Below are 23,131 nucleotides of genomic sequence, written 5' to 3' on the forward strand. Positions count from 1 at the left end.
GATGCAGGTCCTTCGTCTGATGAGGTTTTTCAGGGAAGCGGGCGGCGGTCAGCCGCGGCCGGTCTCGATCAGGTGGAACAGCCGGTGGCCGTCGAGCCGGGTGGCGAAGCCGCGGGGCAGCACGAAGGTGGTGGCCGGGCTTTCGATGATGGCGGGGCCTTCGATCCGGTTGCCGGCCTTCAGGTCTTCCATCCGCCAGATGGTCGCGTCTTCCCAACGGCCGCTGCGATAGAAGCGGCGGGTGCCGAGGCGCGCATCCTCGGGCGGCACCGGCCCGGCCTCGGGCTCTTCCGGCAGGACCGGCTTGGTGGTGGTGACCACGCCGCGCATGATCGCGCCGGTGACGCTGAAGCCGAGTTCGGGCGAGCGGGCGGCATCGGCATAGACCCGGGCATAGGTCTCGTCGAAGGCATCGACCAGCGCATCCCAATCCGCGGGCGTGGCGGCGCTGGTGATCGGCGAGATGATCTCCAGATCGTTGAGCTGCCCCAGATACTGCATGCGATAGCCCGGCCGGAGCATCACGTCCTCGGGCTTGAAGCCGTTGATCGCGAATTCCTCGATCACGCGGTCGGCCAGCTCTGCCCAGGCCTGCTGAAGCGTGGCACAGGCGCGGGTCTTGGCCTCGTCGTCGGCGACCGCCGGGATCGCCACATCGACGCTCTTGTCATAGCGGTATTCGAAATCGGCGGTGGCACAGCCGAAGGCCGAAAACCCGGCGGCCCAGGCCGGGACCACCACGTCGCGGAAGCCCAGCCCTTCGGTATAGCCATAGGTGTGCACCGGGCCGGCGCCGCCATAAGAGAAGCACACGAAATCGCCCGGGCTGTAGCCCTTGGCGCTGATCGTGGCGCGGAGGTAGTCGCGGAGCGACAGATCGAGCAGTTCGATCACCCCGGCGGCCGCGGCTTCGACCGTCAGCCCCAGCGGTTCGGCAAGCTGGCGGCGGATCGCCTCATGCGCGCGGGCGACATCCAGCTTGACCGCCCCGCCCAGGAAGTTGTCGGGGTTGAGATAGCCCAGCACCACATGGCAGTCCGAGACGGTGACCGTGTCGATGCCGCTTTCGGCCCAGCACACGCCGACCCGATAGCCGGCACTGTCGGGGCCGAGCTTGATGGCGCCGGTATGGGGGTCGAGGCGCACGAAACTGCCGGCGCCGGCGCCCACCGAGTCCATCGCCACCAGCGGCAGCGACAGCACCAGCCGGGCCATGTCGGGGTCCGAGGCGATCGCGAAATTGCCCTTTGTGATCAGCGCCATATCGAAGCTGGTGCCACCGATATCCGAGCAGGCGATGTTGTCGTAGCCCAGCATCTGGCCCAGAAAGCGCGCGCCGATCACCCCGCCGATCGGCCCCGAGACCAGGGTCCGGGCCAGTTCCTTGGCCTTCCAGCTGATCGTGCCGCCATGGCTGGCCATGACCCGCAGGTCGAAACGGCCGCCGACCTCGCGCATCCGGTCGCTGATCTTCGTCAGCGTGCGGCGCGAGGGCTCGGCCGCATAGGCCTCCAGAATGGTGGTGTTGGTGCGGTGGCTTTCCTTGCGCACCGGGTAGTAGTCGACCGAGGCGAAGACCGGCACATCCGCGCCCAGCTCGCGGGTGACCTCGATCGCGATGTCGCGGACGCGCCGCTCGTGAGTGCCGTTCTTGTAGGAATGCAGCAGGCTGATCACTAGCGCCTTCGCCCCCGCCGAGACCAGCTCGCGGACGGCGGTGCGGACCTCGTCTTCCCGCAGCGGGATGACGACCTGGCCCTGGCTGTCGATCCGCTCGGTCACGCCGCGGGTCCGCTCGGGCGGCACCAGGGGCTGGTCATAGCGGTGGGTGTTCAGGTGAATGCGGTCTTCGAAACCATAGCCCAGATAGCTCTGGATCGCCCGGCCCATGCGGTGATGGTCTTCAAGCCCGCGATTGACGATCAGCCCGACCTCCAGCCCCTTGCGCTGAACCACGCGGTTCAGCATCGCGGTGCCGGAATAGACGCAGGTGACGAGTTCGTCATAGACCTCTTCCACCCCGCGCGACCATTGCTCCAGCGCGTCGGCGGAGCTTTCCATCACCGCGCGGGCCTCGTCCTCGGGATTGCTCTGCGCCTTGCCGACCACGAAATGGCCGTCGGCGCGCACGAAGAAGGTGTCGGTCATCGTGCCGCCGGCATCGATGCCCATCACCTGCACCGGAACCGGGGTCCGGGCGTCCTCCGTCGTCTGTGCGCGTGTCATGTGTCCTCCCAGGATCTGTCGTTGGCGGGGGCGATCGGCGTCGCCCTCGGGAGACATGAATGGCAAGCGGCGTGCCAGACGGGCGAAATCTTCGCAAAGCCTTATGGCATATCGGATTGCGGATTCTGTTGCGGTGCCGTTTCGCGGCCGCACCGGTCGCGTGCGGCCGTCCGGATGTCGGTCGGGCGTCCGGAAACCGGACGCCTCTCGCGCGGATGGGGGCGTCCTGCGGTATCGAGGCGGGTGGACATGTCGTGGGAGAGTGGTGCAAGCTGCTGTCCCAACGATAAAAATCCGTGTTGGGGAGGACGCCGTCATGCAAGGGGAAACCCAACCCCCGGGCGATCCGCCGTCCGTGCCGTCGGTTTTCGACGCCTGGGAGACGCTGGTCACCGGTGATGCCCGCGCCGTCGCCGGGGTGCGGGATCTGGTCGAAAACAGCTGGCGCCGCTGCCTGAAGACCGGCGTCGACCCGGCCGGACGCGAGGCGCCGCTGGTCTGTTCCGAAGACCGGCTGGGCCTGCGCCGGGAGCGTGCCGAGGATCTGCGCGGCGCCGCCGCCCCGGTGATGGGCGATGCCCGCGCCTTCCTGGCTGAGACCGGCACCATGATGGTGCTGGCCGATCCCGACGGTGTGGTGCTGGATGTCGAAGGCGATGGCCGCACCCGCGACCGGGGCGAGGTGATCCGCCTGATGCCGGGCGCCGACTGGACCGAGACCGCAAGCGGCACCAATGCGATCGGCACGGCGCTGGCCCTGGGGGCGCCCGTGCAGATCCATGCGGTGGAGCATTTCTGCGCCGGCATCAAGCAATGGACCTGTTCGGCGGCGGTGATCCGCGATCCGGTGGACCGCACGGCGCTTGGCGTGCTGGATATCTCAGGGCTTTCGGGCGCCCATAACGCCCATTGCCTGGCGCTGGCGGTAACGGCGGCGGGGCGGATCGAGGGGCGGATCGCCAAGCGCGATCTGAACCTGCGCGCCCGGCTGATCGAGGCGGTGTTGAGCGAGGAGCGCTGGCCGATGGACCGGCTGGTGGTTTTCGATCATCGCGGCCGGCCGGTGCGGATCGGCGATCGCGCCCGGCGGCTGCTGAAGGAGATGGCGCTGGATCCGGCACGGACCGCCACCGGCGGCGCGGCGCTGCCCGACTGGCTGAAGATCGAAGCCGCCGAGCCGGTTTTCGATGCCGCGCGCCGGATCGGGGCGGTCTGCGTGGTGCCGCAGGGCCGGCCGCATCTGCCCGGCGGGGCGCGGGCGCGCGATCTGGCCCCGCCCCCGACCTGCGAGCGGCCGGCCGACCCCTTCGACGAGGTGATCGGCGACAGCCCGCCGATGATCAAGGCCAAGGCCACCGCCCGGCGCCTGGCCGGGGTGGAGGTTCCGGTTCTGCTGACCGGCCCCACGGGCACCGGCAAGGAGGTCTTCGCCCGGGCGATCCATCGGGCGAGTGCGGTGGGGCAGGGCGCGTTCGTTGCGGTCAATTGCGGCGCGCTGGCCCGCGATCTGCTGGCGACGGAGCTGTTCGGCTATGCCGAAGGCGCCTTCACCGGCGCGCGCAAGGGCGGCATGGCCGGCAAGTTCGAGGCCGCCCATGACGGCACGCTGTTCCTGGACGAGATCGGCGAGATGCCGGCCGAGCTGCAGGCCCATCTGCTGCGCGTGCTGGAGCAGGGGGCGGTGGTCCGGGTGGGAGAGGCGCATGAGCGGCCGGTCCGCGTGCGGCTGATCGCCGCCACCCATCGCGACCTGCCGACCGAGGTCGCGGCCGGACGCTTCCGCGCCGATCTCTATTTCCGGATCGCGGTCACCGCCATCACCCTGCCGCCGCTGGCCGAACGCGGCCCCGACATCGCCCGGCTGGCCTGTCATTTCGCCGCGTCGGCCGCCCGGCGCCACGGGCTGGTCCGCCATCCGCCGTCGGACGAGGCGCTGGCCAGGCTCGCCACCCATGACTGGCCCGGCAATGTCCGCGAGCTGCGCAATGTGATCGAACAGGCGACCATCCTGACCCTTGCCGACCGGATCGAGGCCGCCGATCTGCCGGCCACGATCGGGGCCGGCCATGTCCTGCGGCCGCAGCCGGCAGAGACGGCGGTCAGCCTGGACGAGGCCGAGGTTCAGGCGATCCTGGCCGCGGCGACCGAAACCGGCTGGAACCTTGCCGCGACCGCCCGCCGGCTGGGCATCGCCAAGAGCACGCTTTACGAGAAGCTGCGCCGCCACGGCATCCGGCGGCCGGGCGGCTGACGAGGGCTCAGGGCAGGTCGGCCGGATCGTCGATGACCTTGCGGAAATGATGCACCCAGAGCTTGCGGGCGATGGCGGCATCCGGATCGGCCGACGAACCGCGGACCGCGAAGCTGAGCAGGGTGGGGTGCAGCCCGGCATCGAACAGCCGGAAGCCCGCGGCCATCACGCAGGTATCCGCCTGGATGCCGGCCACCAGCACCTGCGCGGGCTTCAGCGCCGCCAGATGCCGGATGGCGGCATCGGGCGGCAGATAGCCATGTTTCACGAACACCCGGTCGACCGGAACCAGACAGCGGTCGCTGGTCTGGGGTGTCCAGCCGATCTGGGCCGCGAACGGCACCTGCGTTTCGTCGTGGAGTTCGATGGTGGCAACCGACGGGTAGCGGCGGGCAAGGGCGGTGATCCGGTCGACCAGCGCGGCCGAGGGCGCGAAGGTTTCCTGGACGTCGACGACGAGCAGGGCGGCGGACGGGTTGGACATGTTGACGGCCGTTGATCTTTCTGCACTCTGGGCGGGTGTTCGACCGTGCGATGATCGGCTAATGAGCGCGGAGCTGTAAACCCGGGGGACGTGCCATTTCCGTGACGACGACATCATCGGCCGATCCGGCCCCGGACGCACCCCCGGCATCCGCCACCCCTGTGACGGTCGATCGCCTGGCACTGCGGGAGCGGGTGGCCCGGGCCGCGATCATCTCGGCCCTGCCGATGCTGGCGCTGACCGCGGTGGCGGCCTTCGGCTCGTCTTCGGTGGCGCTTCTGGCCGATTTCCTGCTGTCGATGCTCGATACCGCCTCGCTGGCGGTGGCCTGGACCGTGGCCCGGCTTGCGCGGCAGGGGCGGCCGATCCGCCTGGAACACGGGCTGGAGCGGCTGGAAAGCCTGGCGGCCGCGGGGACCGGCATCTTCCTGGTGCTGTCGATGATGCTGGTGATCACGCTGGCGGTGATCGATCTGATCGAAGGGGCATCGGCGCCGACCGGTCCGGCGGTGGCGCTGGGGCTTGCGGTCAACGGCGTCTATCTGGTGGTCAACGCCACCATTCTGGCCCGGTTGCGCCGGGCAGTGACATCCGACCCGTCGCCCTTGCTGAAGGCGCAGGCCCGCCTGTTCGTCGACAAGGTGACGTCGAACCTGCTGATGGTCGTGGCACTGGGCCTGGGGTGGGCGATGGCCGGCCATCCGGCCGGGGGCTGGATCGATCCCGTCGCCAGCCTGCTGATCGTGGCCTCCATGGCCTGGTGGGGATTCCAGATCATGCGCAATGCGCTGGGCGAGCTGATCGATGCCGCCTGCGGCGAAGAGGTCCACATGCCGGTGGTGACGGCGCTGGCCCGGCATTTCGACCTGTATGACGATCTGGGCCGCATCCGGACCCGGCGGGCCGGCGGTCAGGCGGTGGTGGAGATCGAGCTTGGCTTCGCCGCGGATCTCTCGATCGGCGAGATCGCCGCCCGCAGCCGCCGGATCGGCGCAGAGATCGAGGCGATGGTTCCGGCAAGCCGGGTGACCATTCATCCCTTCGCCGTCGACTGATCGATGCCTGTTGCATTTTGACGCGGTGCGGAAATCTTTTTCGCATTTGCGGTAGATATACCCTCGCATATTCCGCGGAAAATCACCGGCATAAAAGATCATTGCGCGTGCCCGGGGTGGCGGTAACACTGTTTTCAGAAGAACGAGGTGACGGACATACGCGATGCCGTCCCCGCCCGCGAGGAAACCCCAGCCGAAGAGGGCCGCATGACGCAGTCGTCCCGTCATCCCGAGACCACCGGCGCCAATGTCCCGGTCACCGACGAGCCTGTGCCCTATTGGGCATCGAGCTATCCGCCGGGCATCGACTGGCGGCTGCCCTGGCGGCCGCGGGCGGTGACGACGGTCCTGGCCTCGGCCGTGGCCGAATTCGGCCCGAAGCCGATGGTGTCCTTCGGCGAGACCAGCTTCACCTATGCCGAGATCGACCGGCTGTCGGACCGTGCGGCGGCGGGGCTTGCGCGGCTGGGGGTGGGGCCGGGGCGGCAGCTGGGGCTTTATCTGCCCAACACGCCGGTCTATCCGATCATGTTCTTCGCCGCGATGAAGCTGGGCGCGATCGTGGTGAATATGAGCCCGCTCGACGCACTGCGCGAGCTGCGCCACAAGGTGGAGGACGGCGAGGTCGCCGTGCTGGTGACCCTGGCCCTGCCGCCCTTTGCCGAGACCGCGCTGAAGCTGACCGACGAGACCGGGCTCGGCACGCTGGTGATGGCCCGGCGACCCGACGGTCTGCCCGGCGACGGGCCGGTCCCGCTGCCAGACGACCCACGGGTGCGTGACTATCAGGACATCATCGCCTGTACCGATCAGGTGACGCCGGCCGTGATTGCCGATCCGGCCGAAGAGGTGGCGGTGCTGCAATATACCGGCGGCACCACCGGCGTGCCCAAGGCCGCGATGCTGACCCACGCCAATCTGATGGTGGCGACGGAGATGCAGCATGCCTGGACGATGACCGGAGAGGATGCGCTGCTGAAGCGCGGCGAAGAGACCATGCTGCTGGTCCTGCCGCTGTTCCATATCTACGCGCTGTCCCCCTGCTTCCTGCGGGCGGTCGATGCGGGCTGGCACGTGATCCTGCATCCGCGTTTCGACGCGGCCACGGTGCTGCGCGATCTGTCTGCCTGCAAGGTGACCATCTTCCCCGCCGTGCCCACCATGTACACGGCGCTGCTGGCCCTGCCCGAGTTCCGGCAGGCCGACCTGTCCGCGCTGAAGACCTGCGCTTCCGGTGGGGCACCGCTGCCGGTCGAAGTGCGTGATGCCTTTGAGCGGGCGACGGGCGTGCCGGTGTTGGAGGGATGGGGCATGACCGAGACCTCCCCGGCCGGTAGCGGAAGTCTTGCCGTGGACGGCTATCGCACGCCGCGCGGGTCGTGCGGCCTGCCGTTGCCCGGGCTCATCCTGGAAATCGTGGATCTGAACGACCCTGAGCGGCTGCTGCCGCCCGGCCAGACCGGCGAGCTGTGCATTCGCGGCCCCAATGTGATGAAGGGCTACTGGAAGCGCCCGGACGCCACGGCCGAGGCCTTTGCCGGCGGCCGCTTCCACACCGGCGATGTCGGCTATATGGACGAGAAGGGCTATCTGTATCTGGTGGACCGCAAGAAGGACATGATCCTGTCCGGCGGCTTCAACGTCTATCCGCGGGGGATCGAAGAGGCGATCTACGAGCATCCCTCGGTGTCGGAGGTGATCGTCATCGGCGTGCCCGATGCCTATCGCGGCCAGTCGGCCAAGGCCTTCGTGAAGCTGAAGCCCAGGGCGGAGGAGATGGATATCGAGGGCTGGCGCAGCTATCTGGCCGACAAGCTGGGCCGGCACGAGATGCCGGCGGCGGTGGAATACCGCGAGGAACTGCCGAAGACCCCCGTGGGCAAGCTGTCGAAGAAGGAACTGGTCGCCGAAGAGAAGGCGAAATGGGATGCGGCCGGCGGCGACACCCGGGCACGCGCCTGACGCCGCGTTCTTGTCAGTCGGCCGGGTTCCTGGCCGCCGCCAGGATCCGGGCCACTGCCGGACGCGGCCATTCGATGGCGAAGAAGTGGCCGCCCGGCAGGGTGACGGCGCTGAAACCGCCGGCCGTGAATGCGGCCCAGCCGGCCATCGCCGCCGGCGGGGCCGCCCTGTCGTCGGCGCCCGAAAGCGCCAGGATCGGGCAGGGCAGGGGCGGCCGGTCGATGGTGGCCGTCGGCAGCCGGCTGCCGATGGCGAAATCGGCGCGCATCAGCCGCAGATAATGGGCCCGCAGCGATGGATCGTTGCGCACCGCAACCGGCGTTCCGCCGTAGAGCCGGTCGACGGTATCGAAGAAGCCGTCGTCATCCAGGTCGAGCAGGGCTGCGGCACGGCTGGCCTGATCGGGCGGGATCCGCGCACCCACCGCCAGCAGCCGTGGCGTTCGGCCGGCGGCGTGAAGCCGGTGCGCCACTTCCAGGGCAACCAGTGTCCCCATGCTGTGGCCGTACAGCACCAGGGGCAGGCCGTCGTCGCAGGCGAGCAGTGCAGCCGTCACCGCATCGGCGGCGGCGGTGATCGATGCCACCGGCGCTTCGGCCGCCCGCTGTTCGCGGCCCGGCAGCTGGACCGCCATGACGGCGGCATCCTGACGCGCGACCAGGGCCCAGGGCCTGAAGGCGGCGGGCCCGCCGCCGGCATGGGGAAAGCACACCAGGCGGAGACCGGGTGGCGTGCCGCCGTCAGCGGCGAGTGGCCGGACCAGCCAGCCGGCGGGATCGACACGGGCCCAGCGGGCCGGTGGCGGACGCAGAGCAATCACGGGGCGCAGCCCTTCCCTGGACAACCTTCCCTCGACGACGAGATGCCCGATATCATGCCGCAGTTGCGACATGAAATGCAAAAGGCCCGGTTCCGAAGAACCGGGCCTTTCAGTACTGGCTGGGGGACTAGGATTCGAACCTAGGCTGACGGAGTCAGAGTCCGTAGTCCTACCGCTAGACGATCCCCCATCAGGATTGCGGTATCGCTTTCGCGTCCGCCGGGCAGTGTTTTGTGCCGCCCTCGTCGTGTTGGGGAACCTAATAAGACGGCTTCGTGATGTCAAGCGGGCTTCGCGCATTTTTTGTCCGGGCCTGAAACCACGCCGCGGCCGGCGCCGGCCCCATGGCGGCGCTTTCAAAGCGGATGGAAAGGCGGTAGAACGGCAGGGACGGCCGGTTCATGACGGATCGGCGAGATATTTCTTTCAAGTCAACGACGCGGAGCCGGGATCCGGTTTCCGCGGACGGGAAGAGCAGTGACCGAGACACCTGACGACCGTGCCGCGCGACAGTCGCGGCGGCGGAGGCGGGCGCGTCGCGGCCGGCGGAAGGCCGCAGCAGCCGGCGCCCCGGCGACCGTGCCGCCGCCCCCGCCTGCCGTGCCGCCGCCTGCCGCCGCGCCCCTGCCGTCTGCCGCCCCGGTGGCGGAGCCGGTACGGGCGCGTCCGAAACCCGCAACGTCATCACCGCAAAAGGCAGCACGGGTCGATGGTCAGAAGGCGGCCCCGACGGCGGGGCCCTCTCAGGCGGGTGACCTGCGGCATGACCGCGGATATCCGGCGGCGCGGCCGTCGGTGCCGCCCTTCGCGGCCCTGGACCTTGGCACCAACAACTGCCGCCTGCTGATCGCGCGGCCGTCCGGCGAGGATTTCGTCGTGCTGGACAGCTTCTCGCGCATCACCCGGCTGGGCGAGGGTGTCGAGGCGGGCGGGGGGCTGCTGGAGGCGGCGATGGACCGCACGCTCCGTGCGCTCAAGGTCTGTGCCGCCAAGCTGCGTCGCTGGCCGCTGGCCGGCGTGCGGCTGGTCGCGACCGAGGCCTGCCGCCGGGCCGGCAATGCCACCGAGTTCCGGGCGCGGGTGCGCGACGAGGCGGGGCTCGATCTCGAGATCATTCCCGCCGACGAGGAAGCCCGGCTGGCGGTGATCGGCTGCGCACCGCTGATCGATCGCGGCGCCCGGCGGGTGATCGTGGTCGATATCGGCGGCGGCTCTACCGAACTGACGGTGATCGCCCCCGATCCCGAGGCCCCCGGCGGGCTGCGTCGGGTGGACTGGGTGTCGCTGGCGCTGGGTGTGGTCACCATGGCCGATCGTTTCGGGGGCGGCGAGGTACCGCCCGACACCTATCGGGCGATGCGCGCCGAGGTCTCGGGCCGGCTGGCCGAGCTGGGGGCGCGGGTCGACCTGGACCGTCATATCGCCGATGGTGCCGTGCAGCTGGTGGGCACCAGCGGCACGCTGACCACACTTGCCGGCGTGCATTTCGATCTGGCGAGCTATGATCGCGATCAGGTCGACGGCCGCGAGGTGGCGGTGGCGGCGATGCGGGAGACGGCGGAGCGGCTGAGGGCCATGGACCTCGGCGATCGCGGGCGGCATCCTTGCGTCGGGCGCTCGCGCGCCGATCTGGTGGTGCCCGGGGCGGCGATCCTGGAAGGCGTCTGTGATGCCTTCCCGGTGGCGTCGCTCACCGTCGCCGATCGGGGCCTGCGCGAAGGCATGCTCTACGAGATGATCGCGGCCCATCGGGCCAGCCGCCGCCGGCCGGGGCGGCGTGGCGGGCGGCACGGCCGCTGAACCGGATATCGGCTGCCCCCTGGCAAGGCATAACGGGAGATCCATCCCCATGACGACGGGCAATGGCGGCCGCGGCGGCCGTAACGGATCGGGACGCGGTGGTACCGGCCGGTCGGGGCGCAGTGGCGGCGGCGGCGATCCGATCGCCGGCCAGCGCATGGTCAAGCAGCGGGTCCGCACGGCCGGGCGGCGGTCGGCATCGTCCACCCGCTGGCTGGAGCGGCAGCTGAACGACCCCTATGTCGTGGCGGCAAAGCGCGAGGGATACCGATCGCGCGCGGCCTTCAAGATCCTGCAGCTGGACGAGAAATACGGGCTGCTGAAACCGGGGCAGCGGGTCGTGGATCTGGGCGCCGCCCCGGGCGGCTGGACCCAGATCGCCGTGGACCGGACGAAGGCGGGCCGCGCGGGCGGTGGCCGGGTTGTGGGCATCGACCTGCTGCCGGTGGAGCCGATCGAGCATGCGACGCTGATCCAGCTCGACTTCCTGGACGATGCCGCCCCGGACCTTCTGAAACAGGCGCTGGGCGGGCCGGCCGATCTGGTGCTGTCGGACATGGCGCCCCAGACCAGCGGCCATCCGCAGGTCGATCATCTGCGGATCATGCATCTGCTGGAGATCGCGCTGGATTTCGCCGCCGAGGTGCTGGCGGAAGACGGCGCCTTCGTCGCCAAGGTCTTCCGTGGCGGTGCCGAGGGTGAGCTGGTGAAGCGCATGCAGCGGCTGTTCCGCACGGTGAAGCACATGAAGCCGGCGGCCAGCCGGCCGGAAAGTTCCGAGATGTATGTGATCGCCCAGGGTTTCCGGCCCGAGGTCGCCGCGGCCGAGCGGGCGCGCCAGGGCGGGGGTGCCGCCGAGGACTGAAACGATCGTTCCGGGTGCATGCGCCGCACGAAGGGCGGCCCTGCGTCCGGCGGAACAGAAACCGGCTTCAAGCGCGGCCGCATCGGTGTATATTGCGCGCCCATACACGGTACGCGCTGTTCCCCCCGCCACACTCGGCCCGATCACGGTCTGCCCGGCCTGATCGATCCGGGTTTTCCGCGTACCCGCCGGGCCGGCGCGCGTATGCCGGCCGGGCGCCCACGGCCGAGAACGCGAGGCTGGAAACCGATGACCATTCGTGAAGCCCTCACCTTTGACGACGTCCTGCTCGTTCCGGGCGAATCGGACGTGCTGCCCGCTCAGGTGCAGACGGCGACCCGCCTGACCCGCAACATCGAACTGGGCATCCCGCTGGTTTCGGCGGCCATGGACACCGTCACCGAGAGCGGCCTTGCGATCGCCATGGCGCAGCTGGGCGGCCTGGGTGTCATCCACAAGAACCTCGACGTCGACGCTCAGGCGGGCGAGGTGGCCAAGGTCAAGAAGTTCGAGGCCGGCATCGTCGTCAACCCGGTCACCATCCGCCCGGATGCGCGCCTGGCCGATGCCCACGAGCTGATGAACCGCCACAAGATCAGCGGCATTCCGGTCACCGAGGCCTCGGGCAAGCTGGTCGGGATTCTGACCAATCGCGATGTGCGTTTTGCGACCGATCCGCGCCAGCCGGTGCACGAGCTGATGACCCGCGAGAACCTGGTCACGGTCACCGAGAACGTGACCCGCGACGAGGCCAAGCGCCTGCTGCACCGCTACCGGATCGAGAAGCTGATCGTCGTCGACGACCAGTATCGCTGCGTCGGCCTGATGACGGTGAAGGATATCGAGAAGGCCCAGGCCTTCCCGAATGCCTGCAAGGATGATCAGGGCCGGCTGCGCGTCGGTGCCGCGGTGGGTGTGGGCCCCGACGGCGTCGGCCGCGCCGAGGCGCTGATCGCCGCCGGCGTCGACCTGTTGGTGGTCGATACCGCCCATGGCCACAGCCGTGGCGTGGTCGAGGCGGTGAAGCGCATCCGCCAGATGAAGGGCGACTTCGACGTCGTGGCCGGCAATATCGCGACCGCGGCGGCTGCCGAGGCGCTGATCGCTGCCGGTGCCGATGCGGTGAAGGTCGGCATCGGCCCGGGGTCGATCTGCACCACCCGTGTGGTGGCGGGCGTGGGCGTGCCGCAGCTGACCGCGATCATGGATTGCGCCGAGGTGGCGAAGAAGCGCGACGTGCCGGTGATCGCCGATGGTGGCATCAAGTTCTCGGGCGATCTGGCCAAGGCGCTGGCCGCCGGTGCCAATGCGGCCATGATGGGCTCGCTGCTGGCCGGTACGGACGAGGCGCCGGGCGAGGTCGTGCTCTATCAGGGCCGGTCGTACAAATCCTATCGCGGCATGGGCTCGGTTGGTGCCATGGCCCGAGGCTCGGCCGACCGCTATTTCCAGCAGGAAATCAAGGACACGCTGAAGCTGGTGCCGGAAGGCGTGGAAGGCATGGTCCCCTATAAGGGCCCGGTCGCCGGCGTCGTTCACCAGCTGGTCGGTGGTCTGCGCGCGGCGCTGGGCTATACCGGCAGCCCGACCATCACCGATCTGCAGGAGCGGGCGAATTTCGTCCGGATCAGCGGCGCGGGCCTGCGCGAAAGCCATGTCCATGACGTGACCGTCACCCGCGAGGCGCCGAACTATCGCCAGGGCTGACGTTATCCGGTCACCCGACTCACGACTTTTCCAATCGGGGCGGGCGGCCGATGGCCGTGCGCCCCGATCGGTCATTCATTCCCTGCCTGTCATCGTCCCGCCGTCATCCGTTCAGGAGCCAGAGCCCCATGACCCCCGCCGCCCGTGTCGATGCCGCGATCGAGCTTCTGGACACCGTCTTGCGCGAAACCCGTCCTGCCGATCAGGTCATCGCCTACTGGCTGCGCGGCCGGCGTTATGTCGGCTCCAAGGATCGCGGCTGGATCGTCGAGGCGGTTTATGCCTCGCTGCGCGAAAAGCAGCGGCTGGAATGGTGGGCGGCGCGCGTCGGCCTGCCGGCGCGGGCGCGCAGCCTGGTGATCGTGGCGCTGATGCTGATCGACCACCGCACCGGCAACGAGATGCCGACCCTGTTCGACGGCTCGACCCACGGCCCCTCGAAGCTGTCGGACATCGAACAGATGGCTGTGCAGATGCTCCATGGCCAGGATCTGGCGGTGGAAGGCCAGCCCCGCGCCGTGCGCCTGAACCTGCCGGGCATCGCCGCCGATCGGCTGATGGCCCGGTTCGGCGACCGGCTGGAAGCGCTGGGCGAGGCGATGAACACGCCGGCGCCGGTCGATCTGCGCGCCAACGGCATCAAGGCCGATCGTGACGAGGTGGCGAAGCAGCTGGCACGTGAAGGCGTCGAGTCCGAGCCGACCCCGTTCTCGCCCATGGGCCTCCGGCTCGCCCGGCGCATGCCGATCTTCCACACCCGCGCCTTCAGCAACGGCCTGGCCGAAGTCCAGGACGAGGGCTCGCAGCTGGTGGCCCTGCTGGTCGATGCGAAGCCGGGCGATCAGGTCGCCGATTTCTGCGCCGGTGCCGGCGGCAAGACGCTGGCCATGGCCGCCACCATGGCCAATAAGGGCCGGATCATGGCGCTCGACATCTCGGAAGCGCGGCTGGAGCGGATGTCCGAGCGCATGCGCCGTGCCGGCGTGCACAATATCGAGCGCCGCGCCCTGAAGCACGAGCGCGACCCGTGGGTTCGTCGCCATAAGCTGAAGTTCGACCGGGTGCTGGTCGATGCCCCCTGCACCGGCTCCGGCACCTGGCGCCGCGCGCCCGATGCCAAGTGGAAGCTGACCGAGGAAACCATCGCCGAGCTGACCGAGCTGCAGGGCCGCATCCTGGAAAGTGCCGCCCGGCTGGTGAAGACCGGCGGGCGGATCGTCTATGCCACCTGCTCGCTGCTGCCCGAAGAGAACGAGGCGCGTGCCGAGGCCTTCCTCGCCAGCCATGGCAGCGAATTCCGCCGGCTCGACGCCCGCGAAATCCTGCCCGGCGATCTGGCCGCCGCGCTGAAGCTCGACGGCCCGGATCTCGCGCTCGACCCCGCCACCCATGGCACCGACGGCTTCTATGCCGTCGCTTTCGAGCGCATCGCCGACCCGGCGCCGACCGAGGCGGTGCAGGCGGAGGTGGCGGGCGGCTGAGCGTCTGGTGGGGCCATTTTTTGCCATGATAAGATTACAAGGGGATAGCCGCGCCTCTGCAAAACTATAAGTAGTTTTGGTTCCAGGGGCGTATCATGGAAAACGATGCGACTGAAATTGCGGTTCCTCCGCTGCACGGCGAAATACCCGCAGCTCTGGGGATCGGCGCCGCGATCCGGATCCCGATCCCGGCTACCCATGGGCTAGCCGTAGAATTCAGACCGCGGTGGCCAACTCAATGGCGGCCAAAAGGGGGCACCACGTCGAGCATCCATTTCCAGGACCGCACGGGTCGCAGGCATCTCAGGCTTGACTACGGCTATAATGCCAGAAGCAAATCATGGGAGTTTCACTGGAATCAGAAAGGCACGAAAGCTGTATTCGGCATCGAGAATCACGTCCCGCTCGGAGAGTCTGGAAGGACATTTTATTTAGCGACTAAGTCTTATAAATATTTTGGGCGCGTACTGGTGCTGGTTGGTGCAGCATTGGATGGCATATCGATTGTGCAAGCTTCTCAACCAATAAGACGTGCGACAGAGGTTGTATCCGCTTGGGCTCTTGCCTGGGTCGGCTGCAGAGTTGGGGGCAGCGCTGGTGCAGCTCTGACATTGGCGGCAGGGCCAGCGGCGTTGGCTGCAGGCGGTATAGGCGGGTGCATCATTGGAGCGGGCCTGAGCTATCGGGCTGGTGCCGCATTGGGTGCGAGGGTGTATCAGTGGCTTGATGGCACCAGCTTTCGATCGTTGCCTGAGATGGTGCAGGGATGACCCGGATCATCTCCGTCTCCATCCGGCAGCTTACGACCGGAGATGACCACTGGCTGCAATGGCAGATTGATCCACCGCCGCCGGATGCCGGTCTTCCGGCGATCGTGGCCGGGGTGTTTGCGGAAGGGCTGGTTCGCCGTGCGCGGGTGACGTTGATCGGATGGCAGGATCCGTCACCATCGGGGCACGGCTGGGTGCAACTGCCGGGTGGTGATCTTGCGGCTGCAATGCCGGAAGGTCGGTTTCAGCGACTGGTCGATCGGCTGCGTGGTCTGCCACGGCCAGTGTGCCGGTCGACCACCGATGCCGATGTCGTTGCCGAGATCATCACCCGCGATGCATCCTGGAGCGACGGTGCCCAGATCTGCTTTCTGTCGGCGCGGACTGATCCTCCGCCATCCCCGCGCATCTTTCGCGTCCTGCGGCCGCGGGAAGGGCTGACGCCTGATCGGCGGCAGGTGTTGGTGTCGGAAGGCGTCATCGCGGTTGTTCGCCCCGAAGACGAAGGCCGGGCATGCCGGATTGTCTCGATCAGGCCGGGCGCGGGCGCAGCCGTGCTCGATGATGTGGGAACAAGTGCGCGGGCGGCGGGTTTTGTGGTGGAGACAGGGCCGGATTCTGCCGACACATGATCCGCAGGTGACGGTGGGCCGGCCCCTGACATTCCGGAAGCTGCGAAGCGGGCTGCCGGTCCGCCCTCTGCAAAACACCGTCGTCATGGATACCTCAGAAATCATTCTCCGCCTCGGCATCGCCACCGCCGCCGGTCTGCTGCTGGGCCTCGACCGCGAATTGCGTGGGATTTCGGCCGGTATCCGTACCCATGCGCTGGTGGCGATGAGTTCGGCGCTGATCACGGTGTCGGCGCTGATCCTTTACGACGACCTGCGGGCCTCGGGGCAGTCCGATCTGGACCCGCTGCGCGTGGTTCAGGGCCTGGCACAGGCGATCGGTTTCGTGGCCGCCGGGGCGATCTTCGTCTCGAAATCCGCCGTCCACAACCTGACATCGGCCGCCAATATCTGGCTTGCCGCCGCCATCGGCATCGCCTCGGGCGCGGGGCAGATGCGGCTGGTCGCCGTCGGCGTGGGTCTGGGGGTGGTGATCGTGACCCTGGTCCGGATCCTGTCCAGATTCATCCCCGGCAGCGACAAGGAAGAACAATAGCGCGCCGGCCCCCGTCGACATCTGTTGCCCGGCAGTCTTCCGGGGCTTGCCAGCCGTGCCGACTCCCGATCTTCTGTTAAAAAATGATCAGGGGGTGGCAAATGGTCCGGATCCGGCAACGAAACCGGGATGGCCGGTGGCGGGCAACCGAAACCCGGCGGGCAACCGAAACCGCGCGGCGGGCGGAAGTGGGGGAGGGCCGGTCCCATGGTCTATGACCGGCTTGCAAAACCGCCGCTGCCCGTGGTTCTGGCCGCCGCCGCCCAGCATATGGGGCTGATGGCCGTGACGCTGGTGTTTCCGCTGCTGGTTGCCCAGGCGGCGGGGGCCGATGCCGCGATGCAGGGCCATTACATGCAGCTCTGCATGCTGGCGATGGGGGTGGCGACCCTGATCCAGGCCTGGGGCGGGAAGCTGTTCGGGCGGACCGGGATCGGTAGCGGCTTTCTGCTGCCGGCGGTGTTCGCCGCAGCCTATCTGCCGCCGGCACTTCAGGCGGCGCGCATCGGCGGGCTCGAGGCGGTTGCCGGGCTCACGATTGCCGCGGGCCTCGCCCAGATCGTGCTCAGCCGCCTGATCGGCCGTCTGCGGCCCTATCTCTCGATCGAGATCGTGGGCCTGGTGGTGTTCATGATCGGCATCATCCTGGGCATCGTTGCGTTCAAGCTGATGACCGGGATCGGCCGGCCGCAACCGCTTGAACCGCGCGGCACCGGCACGGCGGTTCTGGGACTGGCGGTGATGGTGGGGCTGTCGGTCTGGGGCGGGGCGCGCCTCCGCAATCTGGCCGTGCTGATCGGGCTGGCCGTCGGAAGCATGGCCTATTTCGGCGCCAGCTGGATCATGGGGCTGCCCCTGGTCGATCGCGTGGCTCCGTTTGAAATGATTCGCTGGCCGCTGGTGGTGCCCGATTTCGAGATCACGGCCCTGCCGGGCTTTCTGGTCGGTGCGCTCGCCTGTACGCTCAGGGCCTTCGGTGACATCGTCGCCAGCCAGAAGGCCGGCGATCGCGACTGGAAGCGGCCCGACTATCCCAATATCGAAGCCGGCGTCCTGGCCGACGGCATCGGCAGCGTGTTTGCCGGGCTGATCGGGACGTTCGGAACCAATACCTATTCCGCCAGCGTCGGCCTTTCCGTCGTCACCGGCATTCGGGCGCGCCGGGTTGCCGTCGCCGCGGGGCTGGGTTGGGTGCTGCTCGCCTTCCTGCCCGGCTCCGCCACCTTCGTGCTGGCGATTCCGCCCGGCGTGCTGGGGGCGGCGCTGCTCTTTGCGTCGTGCTTCGTGGTCCTGGCGGGGATCTCCATCCTGGGCCAGCGCATGCTGGACGCCCGGCGGACCCTCGTCATCGGCATCGGCCTGCTGCTCTGGGTCTCGTTCGATCAGATGCCCGGCTTCTATGCCGACAATCTGCCCGAGATTTTGCAGCCGGTGGTGACCTCGTCCCTGGTGCTCGGCCTGCTGACCGCGCTGGTGTTGAATGCGGCCCTGCGGATCGGCAGCCGGACGACCCGGCAATTCGCCTGGAGGCCAGCCGACGGCTTTGCACCGCTGCGTGATTTTTTGCGCGAAGGCGGCGAGGCCGGCGGCGTGCGCGCCGATGCCATGCTGCGGCTCGTCCAGCTGGCCGACGAATTCAGCCATGCAGCCCCGGCGCTCGCCGGCGAAAGCCCGATCGCGGTGACCACGCGCATGGATGAATACCGCCTGGAAGTGTCGCTGAGCTGGACGGGGACGGCGCTCGAACCCGGGCCGCAGCCAAGCCTTGAGGATCATGTCGACGAAGACGGGGTGATGAACGGCGTCGTGCTGGCGCTGATGACACGCCTCGCCGACCGCCTGGTCCGCCGGCGCCTGCCCGACGGCCGGCATGAAATTCTGTGTGTCGTGGAACAGTGAGGGTCGCGCTCGTACAATCGGACATGCCCTGATGACAACCAGGCCCACTCAACGGGCCGCAGGGAGGCGGGAGGGAAAGTCCATGCACAAATCCATGCTCACCTCGGATGGCGCTACCATCCGCTATGTCGACGAGGGGGCCGGCGAGGTGCTGATCCTGCTGCATGGCTGGGCGCAGTCGGCGGCGATGTTCCGGCATCAGATCGCGGAGTTCGCCGGCACCCGGCGGGTGATCGCGCCCGATTTTCGTGGGCATGGCAGCTCGCCCGACTGTGCGCACGGTCATCGCATCTACCGTTTTGCAGCCGATCTGGCCGAGCTGATCGAGCGGGAAAACATCCGGCGGGCGACTGTTCTGGGCTGGTCGATGGGGGCGTCGGTGCTCTGGGCCTATGTCGATCTTTTCGGCACCGGGCGGATCGACCGCTGCGTCTTCGTCGACGAGCCCGCCTCGGTGATGCGGCAGGCCGGTATGACCGACGACGAAGCGGCTGATGCCGGCGCCCTGTTCGATGCCGCGACCATGATCGGCATCGCAAGCCAGCTGGCGGGGCCCGACAGTGCGGCGGCGCGGGAGGCCTTTCTCGACGGCATGATCACGCCGGGGATCCCGTCGGAGCTGCGGCGTTTCCTGCTGGACGAAAATCTGAGGCCGGCGGCACGCAGCATCGCCGCGCTGTTCGCGGATCATTGTTCGATCGACTGGCGCGACGTGTTCGCGCGGTTCGACGTTCCGGTGCTGGTGATCGGCGGCCGGGTCAGCCATGTCGACATCCGCTCGCAGATCTGGATCCGCGACCGGTTGCCCGAGGCCGAACTGGTGATCCTTAACGAAGCCGATGGCGGGGCGCATTTCCCGTTCATTGAGGCGCCGGAGGTTTTCAACGCCGTGCTCGCAGGCTTCCTCGGCACCCCGGCCGCCGCCGCCGGGGCAGCCTGAACGGGCACGTCCGTAGTCGATCGACCGCACGGAACACTCGGTTTCGCTGTTCGTTGCTCCCGACCCGATACCACTTCCGGTATCGGCGATCGAGGAGGTCTTATGACGGAGGTAACCGGCCGGAAGGCGGCCGTGCGCGCCGCCGATCTGCAAGGTGACGAGGCATCGGGCAGCACGCGGCGTGCCCTGGCGGAACTCGCCCTGGCGATGGTCCTGTTCGGCTCGGCGACGCCGGTCGCCCGGATCGTGACCGCGGCGATGCCGGTCTTCGTGGCCGGCAGCCTGCGGGCGGTGATCGGCGCCCTGCTGCTGTTGCCGGTGATCATCCGGCGGCGCAAGGCGCTGGCCGCGATCGACCGGCGGAGCTGGTGGCTGATCGTCTTCATTTCGGCCTTCGGCATGGTCGGCTTTACCGTCTTCATGCTCTACGGCATGCAGATGGTCTCGGGCATCGAAGGCTCGGTGGTGATGAGCACCACGCCCGCGGTGACGGCGCTCGCCTCGGTTCTGGTGCTGAAGGATCGGGTGAGCTGGCGGACGGTGGTTGCGGTGGCGCTGGCGGTGGCGGGCGTCCTGGTGCTGCAGTTGGGCGCCGGCGGCGTTGCGGGCGAGGGGGCCGGTGGTGGCGGCCAGGGCGGCCAGGGGGGCAATGGCGGTAGTGGCGGGCCGGGCTGGATCGGCATGCTGCTGGTCTTCGCCGCCGTGTGCTGCCAGGTCGCCTATACCCTGCTCGGCAAGCTGGCGGCGCAGCGGGTGGATCCGGTGCTCGTCGCGGCGCTCTCGGCCTGGATGGCGCTGATCGTCTTCCTGCCGCTGGCGCTCTGGCAGCTGCCCGATTTCACCCCGCGCGCGGTGGCGGGCGAGGCCTGGGCGGCGGCGGTCTGGTACGGTGCCGGCACCCTCGCCATGGGCAACTGGCTCTGGTATGCCGGGCTGGCCCGGGTGCAGGGGGCGGTGGCGGCGGGCTTCATGGCGCTGATGCCGATGTCGGCACTGGTGCTGTCCTACATCCTGCTGGGAGAGCCGTTCCGCATGGTGCATCTGGCCGGCTTTGTGGTGGTGCTGGCCAGCGTGCTGATGATCTCGTGGGAGCATGCGCGCATGGCCCGCCGGGCGGTGACCCGGGCCGCGCAGGCGGATCGGGCGGGCGACGAGGAGAGCGAGGTGGTCCGCGGCTGATCGCATGGGCCGCCCGCACCGTCTGCGCCCTTGCCAAACCCGCCCGGTCGTGGTTCTCTCCGCTCCACCGGGCGGTGGCCGGCGCGATGGTCCGGCGGCACCGCCCCGACCCTCAGGAGGCGCGATGACCGACCGCATCCTGATCCTCGACTTCGGCAGCCAGGTGACGCAGCTGATCGCGCGCCGTGTGCGCGAGGCGGGGGTCTATTCCGAAATCAAGCCGTTCAGCGTCGATTCCGCGTGGATCGAGGCTTTCGCACCCGCAGGCGTGATCCTGTCGGGCGGCCCCGCATCGGTGACCGAGGCGGCGACGCCGCGCGCGCCGGACGTGGTCTTCCGTCTGGGCGTGCCCGTGCTCGGCATCTGCTATGGTCAGCAGACCATGGTCGATCAGCTGGGCGGCCGGGTGGAAGCCGATGATCACCGCGAGTTCGGCCGCGCCTATGTCGATGTCCGCGATGCCTGCCCGCTGTTCGACAGCGTCTGGGCACCGGGCGAGCGCCATCAGGTGTGGATGAGCCATGGCGACCGCGTGACCGCGCTGCCCGAGGGCTTCCGCGTGGTCGGCACCTCGGACGGCGCGCCCTTCGCCGCCATTGCCGACGATACCCGCCGCTTCTTCGGCGTGCAGTTCCACCCCGAGGTGGTGCACACCCCCGATGGGGCGAAGCTGATCGGTCATTTCGTCCGCGACATCTGCGGCTGCCCCGGCGACTGGACCATGGCCGCCTTCCGCGAGAGCGCGATCGCGCGCATTCGCGAGCAGGTGGGCCGCGAGCGGGTGATCTGCGGCCTGTCGGGCGGCGTCGACAGCGCGGTTGCGGCCAAGCTGATCCACGAGGCGATCGGCGACCAGCTGACCTGCGTCTTCGTCGACACCGGCCTGCTGCGTTCGGGCGAGGCCGAACAGGTGGTCGACCTGTTCCGCGGCGCCTTCAACATCCCGCTGGTCCATGTCGATGCCGGCCCGCTCTTCCTCGAAAAGCTGGCGGGCGTGGACGATCCCGAGCGCAAGCGAAAGATCATCGGCGCGACCTTCATCGACGTGTTCGAGGCGGAAGCGAAGAAGATCGGCGGCGCCTCGTTCCTGGCCCAGGGCACGCTTTATCCCGACGTGATCGAATCGGTCTCGTTCACCGGCGGCCCGAGCGTGACCATCAAGTCGCATCACAATGTCGGCGGCCTGCCCGAGCGCATGAACATGAAGCTCGTCGAGCCGCTGCGCGAACTGTTCAAGGACGAGGTCCGCGACCTCGGCCGCGAACTGGGCCTGCCCGACGGCTTCGTCGGCCGCCATCCCTTCCCGGGACCGGGCCTCGCCATCCGCGTGCTGGGCGCCGTGGCCGAAGACCGCCTCGCCATCCTGCGCAAGGCCGACCGGATCTATCTTGAAGAGATCCGCAATGCCGGCCTTTACGACGCGATCTGGCAGGCTTTCGCGGTGCTGCTGCCGGTCCGCTCGGTGGGCGTGATGGGCGACGGCCGCACCTACGACAATGTCTGCGCGCTGCGCGCCGTCACCTCCACCGACGGCATGACCGCCGACAGCTACCCCTTCGACCACGCCTTCCTGAGCCATGTGGCGCACAGGATCATCAACGAGGTCAAGGGCATCAACCGGGTGACCTATGACGTGACGTCGAAGCCGCCCGGAACGATCGAGTGGGAGGGAGGGGTCGCGGCTTCTGACAGATCGCTGGACTGAGGGAAACCGCCGGGGCGAAAGCTTTGGCGGTTTTTCTTCGGCCAGGACTCACCGCCCTCCAGAACAATTTGCTCCTGCTCCACCAGGGTGTGATCGTCGGCTTCATCGGGCCCATCAGCGAAAGACCGTCGTCGCCGCTTGGTGCCAGTAGAGCTGATCCCGAGGCCGATATAGCACTGCTATAGACTCGATCCTATAGCGGTGCTATAGTCCGAAAACGGTCAGGAGGGCGGCACCCGATATGGATACGAAGACGGCACTGGTGGCGGCGGTCCTGACGCTGATCGAGAAGGAGGGCGCTGCGGCTTTCTCGACCCGGGCGGTCTGCGACATCGCGAAGGTGACGGCGCCCACCCTTTATCATCATTTCCGGAGCGCCGACGGTCTGTTGAGCGCGGCGATCGCCGAAGCGTTCGAACAGTTCCTGTCATCGAAGAGGGCGGCCATCCGGTCGACGGATCCGGTCGCGGCGCTGATCGAAGGCTGGGACAACTATGTCGGCTTTGCCGCGGCGCGCCCGCGCCTTTACGCGGCGATGATGGCGCGGTTCCTCTCGGGCGCCGATCTGCCGGCGGCGCGGGAGGGACAGGCCATGCTGCGCCAGCGCATCGCGCAGATCGAGGCTGCCGGCCGGCTGGCGATTGCGCCCGAGGCGGCCGTTCAGGTCATCTGGGCCTCGGCCAATTCCGCGGCACTGCTGTTCCTTGGCACCACGCTTCAGCCCGGCGTCGATATGGGCACCCCCGATCCCGTCACCATCGCCCGGCTGCGCGATGGCGCCGTGCAGGCGATCTGCACCCCGGCTCTACCGGAGTAGACG

Annotated in this window: 17 protein-coding genes and 1 tRNA gene; 14 read left to right on the forward strand and 4 right to left on the reverse strand. The window is 68.5% G+C overall.

Annotated features, from left to right (window positions below; genetic code table 11):
- Nucleotides 1–48 precede the first annotated feature (48 nt).
- Nucleotides 49–2,226 carry a hydantoinase/oxoprolinase family protein gene (locus CMO28_RS07665; RefSeq protein WP_062760902.1) on the reverse strand — a complete coding sequence of 726 codons (2,178 nt, stop codon included), beginning with the start codon at nucleotides 2,224–2,226 and terminating at the stop codon, nucleotides 49–51.
- A 316-nt stretch (nucleotides 2,227–2,542) separates the two neighbouring features.
- Here CMO28_RS07665 and CMO28_RS07670 point away from each other — a divergent pair, with 316 nt between their 5' ends.
- Entirely contained in the window at nucleotides 2,543–4,477 is a 1,935-nt protein-coding gene (locus CMO28_RS07670; protein WP_296712001.1) for a sigma-54-dependent Fis family transcriptional regulator, read from the forward strand.
- A 7-nt stretch (nucleotides 4,478–4,484) separates the two neighbouring features.
- Here the strand turns inward: CMO28_RS07670 and CMO28_RS07675 are convergent, their stop codons facing one another.
- On the reverse strand, nucleotides 4,485–4,961 hold the full coding sequence (locus CMO28_RS07675) for an isochorismatase family protein (protein WP_296712005.1): 477 nt from the start codon (nucleotides 4,959–4,961) through the stop codon (nucleotides 4,485–4,487).
- Nucleotides 4,962–5,062: 101 nt separating this feature from the next.
- Here CMO28_RS07675 and CMO28_RS07680 point away from each other — a divergent pair, with 101 nt between their 5' ends.
- On the forward strand, nucleotides 5,063–6,016 hold the full coding sequence (locus tag CMO28_RS07680; protein ID WP_296712008.1) for a cation diffusion facilitator family transporter: 954 nt from the start codon (nucleotides 5,063–5,065) through the stop codon (nucleotides 6,014–6,016).
- A 147-nt stretch (nucleotides 6,017–6,163) separates the two neighbouring features.
- Nucleotides 6,164–7,978 carry a long-chain-fatty-acid--CoA ligase gene (locus CMO28_RS07685; protein WP_296712010.1) on the forward strand — a complete coding sequence of 605 codons (1,815 nt, stop codon included), beginning with the start codon at nucleotides 6,164–6,166 and terminating at the stop codon, nucleotides 7,976–7,978.
- A gap of 13 nt (nucleotides 7,979–7,991) precedes the next feature.
- Here the strand turns inward: CMO28_RS07685 and CMO28_RS07690 are convergent, their stop codons facing one another.
- Entirely contained in the window at nucleotides 7,992–8,798 is an 807-nt protein-coding gene (locus tag CMO28_RS07690) for a thioesterase II family protein (RefSeq protein ID WP_296712012.1), read from the reverse strand.
- Between the two features lie 116 nt (nucleotides 8,799–8,914).
- Nucleotides 8,915–8,988, reverse strand: a tRNA-Gln gene (locus CMO28_RS07695).
- 287 nt (nucleotides 8,989–9,275) lie between these two features.
- On the opposite strand from CMO28_RS07695, the gene CMO28_RS07700 reads away from it, so the two are divergent.
- From CMO28_RS07700 to CMO28_RS07750, 11 genes are all read left to right on the forward strand, one after another.
- Nucleotides 9,276–10,598: a Ppx/GppA phosphatase family protein gene (locus tag CMO28_RS07700; RefSeq protein WP_296712015.1), complete on the forward strand. Its 1,323-nt coding sequence runs from the start codon at nucleotides 9,276–9,278 to the stop codon at nucleotides 10,596–10,598.
- A gap of 49 nt (nucleotides 10,599–10,647) precedes the next feature.
- Nucleotides 10,648–11,463: an RlmE family RNA methyltransferase gene (locus CMO28_RS07705; RefSeq protein WP_322111308.1), complete on the forward strand. Its 816-nt coding sequence runs from the start codon at nucleotides 10,648–10,650 to the stop codon at nucleotides 11,461–11,463.
- Nucleotides 11,464–11,712: 249 nt separating this feature from the next.
- Complete coding sequence (guaB, locus tag CMO28_RS07710) at nucleotides 11,713–13,170, forward strand: IMP dehydrogenase (RefSeq protein ID WP_062767895.1); 1,458 nt, start codon at nucleotides 11,713–11,715, stop codon at nucleotides 13,168–13,170.
- Nucleotides 13,171–13,298: 128 nt separating this feature from the next.
- Complete coding sequence (locus CMO28_RS07715; protein WP_296712019.1) at nucleotides 13,299–14,651, forward strand: RsmB/NOP family class I SAM-dependent RNA methyltransferase; 1,353 nt, start codon at nucleotides 13,299–13,301, stop codon at nucleotides 14,649–14,651.
- Between the two features lie 766 nt (nucleotides 14,652–15,417).
- A complete protein-coding gene (locus CMO28_RS07720) occupies nucleotides 15,418–16,053 on the forward strand; it encodes a hypothetical protein (protein ID WP_296712022.1) in 636 nt (211 codons plus the stop codon).
- An 85-nt stretch (nucleotides 16,054–16,138) separates the two neighbouring features.
- A complete protein-coding gene (locus CMO28_RS07725) occupies nucleotides 16,139–16,588 on the forward strand; it encodes an MgtC/SapB family protein (RefSeq protein ID WP_296712025.1) in 450 nt (149 codons plus the stop codon).
- A gap of 207 nt (nucleotides 16,589–16,795) precedes the next feature.
- Complete coding sequence (locus tag CMO28_RS07730; RefSeq protein ID WP_296712028.1) at nucleotides 16,796–18,487, forward strand: uracil-xanthine permease family protein; 1,692 nt, start codon at nucleotides 16,796–16,798, stop codon at nucleotides 18,485–18,487.
- Between the two features lie 82 nt (nucleotides 18,488–18,569).
- On the forward strand, nucleotides 18,570–19,427 hold the full coding sequence (locus CMO28_RS07735; protein WP_296712031.1) for an alpha/beta fold hydrolase: 858 nt from the start codon (nucleotides 18,570–18,572) through the stop codon (nucleotides 19,425–19,427).
- A gap of 102 nt (nucleotides 19,428–19,529) precedes the next feature.
- Nucleotides 19,530–20,606, forward strand: coding sequence for a DMT family transporter (locus CMO28_RS07740; RefSeq protein ID WP_296712037.1), 1,077 nt, complete (start codon nucleotides 19,530–19,532; stop codon nucleotides 20,604–20,606).
- Between the two features lie 124 nt (nucleotides 20,607–20,730).
- Nucleotides 20,731–22,311, forward strand: coding sequence for a glutamine-hydrolyzing GMP synthase (gene guaA / locus CMO28_RS07745; protein ID WP_296712041.1), 1,581 nt, complete (start codon nucleotides 20,731–20,733; stop codon nucleotides 22,309–22,311).
- Between the two features lie 241 nt (nucleotides 22,312–22,552).
- Complete coding sequence (locus CMO28_RS07750; protein WP_296712044.1) at nucleotides 22,553–23,128, forward strand: TetR/AcrR family transcriptional regulator; 576 nt, start codon at nucleotides 22,553–22,555, stop codon at nucleotides 23,126–23,128.
- Nucleotides 23,129–23,131: the final 3 nt, after the last annotated feature.

Origin of the sequence: Tistrella sp., from assembly GCF_002684955.1 — a bacterium.
Classification (GTDB): domain Bacteria; phylum Pseudomonadota; class Alphaproteobacteria; order Tistrellales; family Tistrellaceae; genus Tistrella; species Tistrella mobilis.

Bases quoted from the DNA above. Each gene is read 5' to 3' on its own strand.
- CMO28_RS07665 (WP_062760902.1), bottom strand. From the start codon at position 2,226: ATGACACGCGCACAGACGACGGAGGACGCCCGGACCCCGGTTCCGGTG.
- CMO28_RS07670 (WP_296712001.1), top strand. From the start codon at position 2,543: ATGCAAGGGGAAACCCAACCCCCGGGCGATCCGCCGTCCGTGCCGTCG.
- CMO28_RS07675 (WP_296712005.1), bottom strand. From the start codon at position 4,961: ATGTCCAACCCGTCCGCCGCCCTGCTCGTCGTCGACGTCCAGGAAACC.
- CMO28_RS07705 (WP_322111308.1), top strand. From the start codon at position 10,648: ATGACGACGGGCAATGGCGGCCGCGGCGGCCGTAACGGATCGGGACGC.
- guaB (WP_062767895.1), top strand. From the start codon at position 11,713: ATGACCATTCGTGAAGCCCTCACCTTTGACGACGTCCTGCTCGTTCCG.
- CMO28_RS07715 (WP_296712019.1), top strand. From the start codon at position 13,299: ATGACCCCCGCCGCCCGTGTCGATGCCGCGATCGAGCTTCTGGACACC.
- CMO28_RS07720 (WP_296712022.1), top strand. From the start codon at position 15,418: ATGACCCGGATCATCTCCGTCTCCATCCGGCAGCTTACGACCGGAGAT.
- CMO28_RS07725 (WP_296712025.1), top strand. From the start codon at position 16,139: ATGGATACCTCAGAAATCATTCTCCGCCTCGGCATCGCCACCGCCGCC.
- CMO28_RS07730 (WP_296712028.1), top strand. From the start codon at position 16,796: ATGGTCTATGACCGGCTTGCAAAACCGCCGCTGCCCGTGGTTCTGGCC.
- CMO28_RS07735 (WP_296712031.1), top strand. From the start codon at position 18,570: ATGCACAAATCCATGCTCACCTCGGATGGCGCTACCATCCGCTATGTC.
- CMO28_RS07740 (WP_296712037.1), top strand. From the start codon at position 19,530: ATGACGGAGGTAACCGGCCGGAAGGCGGCCGTGCGCGCCGCCGATCTG.
- guaA (WP_296712041.1), top strand. From the start codon at position 20,731: ATGACCGACCGCATCCTGATCCTCGACTTCGGCAGCCAGGTGACGCAG.
- CMO28_RS07750 (WP_296712044.1), top strand. From the start codon at position 22,553: ATGGATACGAAGACGGCACTGGTGGCGGCGGTCCTGACGCTGATCGAG.